General features: G+C 68.0%; 4 protein-coding genes and 1 pseudogene. 4 read left to right on the top strand and 1 reads right to left on the bottom strand.

Annotated features, from left to right (window positions below; translation table 11 throughout):
* The 3 genes and pseudogenes from ABZ260_RS46415 to ABZ260_RS46405 form a co-directional block, all read left to right on the top strand.
* Positions 1-218 (top strand): annotated as a pseudogene (locus tag ABZ260_RS46415) (hypothetical protein); the annotation flags it as partial.
* The gene (locus ABZ260_RS46410; protein WP_355631071.1) at positions 215-859 is read left to right on the top strand and encodes a transcriptional regulator; all 645 of its coding nucleotides are present in this window, start codon (positions 215-217) and stop codon (positions 857-859) included. The pseudogene ABZ260_RS46415 and the gene ABZ260_RS46410, both read left to right, overlap by 4 nt.
* On the top strand, positions 856-2,436 hold the full coding sequence (locus ABZ260_RS46405) for a pyruvate, phosphate dikinase (RefSeq protein WP_355631068.1): 1,581 nt from the start codon (positions 856-858) through the stop codon (positions 2,434-2,436). Before ABZ260_RS46410 ends, ABZ260_RS46405 begins: the two co-directional genes overlap by 4 nt.
* A gap of 840 nt (positions 2,437-3,276) precedes the next feature.
* Here ABZ260_RS46405 and ABZ260_RS46400 read toward each other — a convergent pair.
* On the bottom strand, positions 3,277-3,732 hold the full coding sequence (locus ABZ260_RS46400; protein WP_355631066.1) for a hypothetical protein: 456 nt from the start codon (positions 3,730-3,732) through the stop codon (positions 3,277-3,279).
* 670 nt (positions 3,733-4,402) lie between these two features.
* Here ABZ260_RS46400 and ABZ260_RS46395 point away from each other — a divergent pair.
* Positions 4,403-4,843, top strand: a complete 441-nt coding sequence (locus ABZ260_RS46395; protein ID WP_355631063.1) for a hypothetical protein — start codon at positions 4,403-4,405, stop codon at positions 4,841-4,843.
* The last annotated feature ends 103 nt before the right edge of the window (positions 4,844-4,946 follow it).

The raw sequence follows: 4,946 nt of genomic DNA, 5'->3' as shown, positions 1-4,946 counted from the left end.
TCGCTCCCGAAGCCTGGCAGCGCGTTCGGCTGGTCCTCGATGACGGAGCCCTGACCGCGTCGGCGATCGGCCTGACCGACCCCGACGACGAGACGGAGTCCGCCGTACGCGTCCGGGGCGGCGCGATCGTCGCCCGAGCCCACGGGCGAGGCGCCGCGTACGCGGCATCGACCGCCGACGTGTCGAACGGCACCCAGCCGCGGAGTGCCAGGTCATGACCCGACCCGAGCTTCCCGCGACCGGCACCGGCCTGCTGGTACTCCACGCCCTGCGCTGCGGCGGCGCCGCCGGCGGCGCTGCCGGCCTCGCCCGCCTGGCCAGGGCCACGGGTCTCGGTGAGTCCGACGTCGAGTCCGAGCTGATCGATCTCGCGGTCGTCGGTCTCGTCACGCATATGGCCGGCGACTTCGGCGGGTGGAGTCTGTCGGACACCGGCCGTGTCGTGGACGCCGAACGGATCACCGACGAGCTGGAGTCGGCCGGTGCCCGCGCCGCCGTGACCGCGGCGTTCGACGGCTTTCTGGTGCTCAACCCGGAACTGCTCGACCTCTGCACAGCATGGCAACTCCGGTCCATCGACGGTGTCATGACCGCCAACGACCACGGCGATCCCTCCTACGATGCCCGAGTCCTCGCCCGATTCGTCGAGTTCGACCGGCGTGCCGCCGTCGTCGGCGCCGAGCTGTCCGCGGCGCTGCCTCGATTCGGCCGCTACCGAACCCGCCTCACCGAAGCCCTCGATCGCGCCGGCTCCGGCGCGCTGGAGTACGTGGCCGACAGCACCGCGTCGTACCACACCGTGTGGTTCGAGCTGCACGAAGACCTGCTCGCCACACTCGGGATCCCCCGATGGGGATGAGATGGATTCGCCCGCTCTCCACGCGGGTCGAGGAGACGGCGGAGCTGCTGGGCGGCAAAGCACACGGCCTCCTGGTCCTCCGCCGTCTCGGGTTGCCGGTGCCCGCCGGGTTCGTCGTCACCACGGAGGCATGTCGCGCGTTCCTGCGTGACGGGCGTCTTCCCGACGGACTCGACGACGAGCTCGCGGCGGCCGTCACCGACCTCGAAGCCGCCACCGGGCGCCACTTCGGGGGATCACAGCTGCCGTTGGCGGTGTCCGTTCGCTCCGGGGCCGGCGTGTCGATGCCCGGCATGATGAACACGATCCTCAACCTCGGCCTCACGGCCGGAGCCACCGCCGGGTTGGCGGCCGAGACGGGCGACTCGCGGTTCGCGCTGAATTCGCGGCTGCGGTTCCTGTCCAGCTTCGCCGCTGCGATCACCGACCTGGACGTAAGGCGAGGGACCGGCGACGAGGAGGCACAGATCGGAGCGGTCGAGGACCTCATCCGGCAACGATGTGGCCGGCCGATTCCGGACGACGCGACCCGGCAGTTGGAGCTGGCGGTCAAGGCCGTGTTCTCGTCATGGGACACACCGCGCGCGCGAACCTACCGCGAGCTGCATGACGTCCCGCACGATCTCGGCACAGCCGCGATCGTACAGACGATGGTGTTCGGGAATCTCGATGACCACAGCGGCACCGGAGTCGCGTTCAGCCGCGACCCCAACACCGGGGAGAACGTCCCGTTCGGCGAAGTCCTGTTCGGACACCAGGGCGAAGACGTCGTCTCCGGCAGATCGTTGACCCGGCCCCTGCACGAACTCGCCGACCGGGAGCCGGCGGTGTGGACCGGCCTCCTCGATGCCCTGAGCCGGGTCGAGGGGCACTACCGCGACGCGTGCTACGTCGAGTTCACCTTCCAGGCCGGGGAGCTGTGGGTTCTGCAGGTCCGGCCTGGCCGGTTCGTCGGGGGGGCAGCTGTCCGCGTGGCGACCGACCTCGCCGACGAGCGCGTGATCGGACGTCACGAAGCGCTGCTCAGGATCTCACCGCGGCATCTCCAGCACGTCCGCACACCCCGGATAGCGACAACCGAGCAGGTCGACATCCTGGCCCGAGGGCTGGGCGCCTGTCCCGGTGTCGCGGTGGGCAGGGTGGCGACCACGGCCGACAGGGCAGTGCGCATGGCCGCGGACGGCCCGGTCATCCTGGTACGGCCGGAGACCTCCCCGCACGACATGCGCGGCCTGGCGGTCGCCGCCGGAATCGTCACCGCCCGTGGCGGGCCGGCCAGCCACGCCGCGGTCGTCGCACGAGCGATGGGAAAACCCGCTGTCGTGGGGATCGGCGACCTCACCGTTGACATCGCCTCAGTGAGAGCCGGTGGGCGCACCATCGGTGAGGGCACCCTCGTCACCATCGACGGGACCGGTGGCGAGGTCGCCCTCGGCAGCCCCCGCATCGTCACGACCACGGCCGGCGGCCACCTGCGTCGGCTACTCGAATGGGCTGACGACGTATCGGGCGACCGCTCCGAACGCGACGAAGCCCGGCGCCTCGGTGCCGCCCATGCCGTACTTCGTCACGACTAGTGCGGTAGCAGCTCGGGTTCGCCCCGTTTCGTGGTGACACGCCGATTGAGGTCCTACCTTGGTCGGCGTGATCGCTTCGGACTCCGCGCGTGGCTGAACGGGTTCGCGTACGTGAGATCGATGACGATGAAGGCAACCGGCTGCTGCGGATCGTACGGCGGGGCGGCGGTTGGAGATGGTGATCGTGCCGGTCCGGCAGGCGGGGTCGGTGGCGCCGAGCCGGCCAACTCGCCACCCCCGACGCGTCGGCAGCCCCGGCGACGGCCTCCAAACGCACCGATCTCTTCTACTACTGGAAGTCCCAGCAACTTTCCCTCGGCTACTCCCAGGGCGTCCAGGTGGACAACACTCTGTGGCTATCGGGTACGGCGGCCCTCGACACGGACTTCAACCCGGTATCCCCCGGCGACCTGGCCGCTCAGATGCAATTCATCTACCAGCGCATCAAGGAGATGCCTGGCCAAATACGCCCTCGATTTTCGCAATGTCGTGCGCGAGAACATGTACGTAACCGATATATCTGCCCTGATCAACGCCTTGCCGTATCGCAAGAGCATCTACGCTAACGGGCCATTCCCAACCTCCACGATAGTCCAGGTGAACCAGCTACTTCTTCCCGAACTCATGATCGAGGTGACCGCCTGCCGGGCACTGCCTTGAAACCCGGCACGAACCCGAGCCAGCCCCGATGTTCCTCAACCGCGGGTATGGCGTCGGCGCCAATGTCGGGGAACGTCATTCGGTGAGCGTGTTGAACGAGCAGAGCCTCGCCGGTCGCCGGTCGGCCGTGGACTGCGCTCGCGTTATTCGAGGGCACGCGAGCGCGGCCTACGGCATGCCTTACGGTGCAGCGGGGACGCAAGACGCGTAGGTCACCACGTGGTAGGTCTCCGTCTGGCTGTGGTTGACGACGCTGACCTTCCAGGCAGTGGTGTTCTTACTGTCGATGGTGTTGGCGATCACGCTGACTGGTGCGCCGGCCACACTGCCTGAGTAGCCGCCGGAGATCGCGTAGTTTCCGACTCCGCAATCAGCTCGGTGGGTGACAGTGGCGCCGGGCGCGATCGCACCGCCTGAGCCCTTGATCGTGAAGATCGCGAACTGCCCGGGCGGCCCTTGACGGTTCCAGTCCAGCCAAGTTTCCCCCGCTTCGCACGACGTTGTTCCTTCGGCGATGACCCGCAGCGCGCCGGTCGCGGTGGTGACACAGCCGTGGATCACCTCCTGCCCCATCCCGGTGGCTAGGGCGGCGCCGCCGGCCGTCAGCACGCCGCCGACGAGCATCCCCGCGGTCATTAGAGCCACACCTCGGACAGTCGGCCTCGTCCTCAAGATCGTGGTCCACTTTACGTTCGATGACGATCGATCGGTGATCATGGCCTGGATAACGACAGGGCCCGGCGAAGGTAACGATCCGGCCGGAGATCACCAGCATTGCCCACTTTTCGGCGGCCGTCATATGGCGGCTTCGAAGAGCATGATCCCTAATGCCTGAATGATCCCCGCCCGTCATGGCCCGGATATCCCGCAGCTACGGCGAGCCGCAAAGTAGCGGCGAGCTATCTATCTTTCGGGTCCGCCACGTAGTGATTACAACTGAGTGAAGTCGCCCGTGGGCGGTTCTCTGCCTCTTGATCGTGATCTCGTCTGGTCGATGATCGCGGTGGTGGGAGAGGTGCCTGGTGCGTACTGAGTGGAGGGCCGACCTGCATGTTCTCGCTCGTTTGGGGCTGGAGATGCGGTTCTTAACGGCACCCCATACCGCCGCGCTGCTGTCCGCCGGCTCTCCGGACCCTTCCGGCTTCCCGGCTCCCCGGATTCCTCGACGGGATGAGGCGGCGGACCGGGCGGTGCGCCGCGGGCAGTGACTCGCAAGAGGGTTCCAAGTCGTCTCGCGTATCACTGGTGACGGATCACCCGAGCCGAGAAGAACCCGCGCCGGGAAGCGCAGGAAAGAGGAGAGACGATGCGCAGGATCGTCCGTGGAGCGCTGCTGGCCACCGCGCTCGTGCTGGGACTGCCCACCGCGGCGAGCGCGACGGCCCAGGGCGACTTCTATCTGGGGACGGTCAGATCCGGCTCCGGGCATTCCGGGTACGCCAAGGCACAACTGTGGGTCACCGGCTTCAACCAGAGCCACTTCACCGCGTACGGCAAGATCTACGACCGAGACCGCCACCCCGGTCACTGCGCCTGGGTTCGCGCCAGGTTCCATTACCAGAAGGGCGGGCCGTCCTGGTCGCCGGCGCGCTGGTCCTGCGCCTCCTCCGGGTCCAAGGGCTACCTTTTCAAGACCAAGGGCCAGGTCAAGTGGATCGACCTCAAGGTCTGCGTCTACCAGCCGAAGCGGAACGCGCTCTCGCACTGCCGGATCGAGACCATCAGGGACGAGGACCTCGCGAACTGACCCGCGGGACGGTGCCCGGGACGACCGCGGGGTCGGCCGCCAGCAGGGCGTATCGGTCCTGGAGGGCGGTCCGGCGGCGGATCGCGTCGATCGCCCGCCGCCG

This window comes from Streptosporangium sp. NPDC006013 (assembly GCF_040614275.1).
Lineage (GTDB): Bacteria > Actinomycetota > Actinomycetes > Streptosporangiales > Streptosporangiaceae > Streptosporangium.
The sequence above is the reverse complement of the archived record's forward strand: the minus strand, read 5'-3'. Positions and strand labels throughout refer to the sequence as shown.

Coding starts and splice junctions, on each gene's coding strand:
- ABZ260_RS46395 (WP_355631063.1), top strand. CDS start 4,403: ATGCGCAGGATCGTCCGTGGAGCGCTGCTGGCCACCGCGCTCGTGCTG.
- ABZ260_RS46400 (WP_355631066.1), bottom strand. CDS start 3,732: ATGACCGCGGGGATGCTCGTCGGCGGCGTGCTGACGGCCGGCGGCGCC.
- ABZ260_RS46405 (WP_355631068.1), top strand. CDS start 856: ATGAGATGGATTCGCCCGCTCTCCACGCGGGTCGAGGAGACGGCGGAG.
- ABZ260_RS46410 (WP_355631071.1), top strand. CDS start 215: ATGACCCGACCCGAGCTTCCCGCGACCGGCACCGGCCTGCTGGTACTC.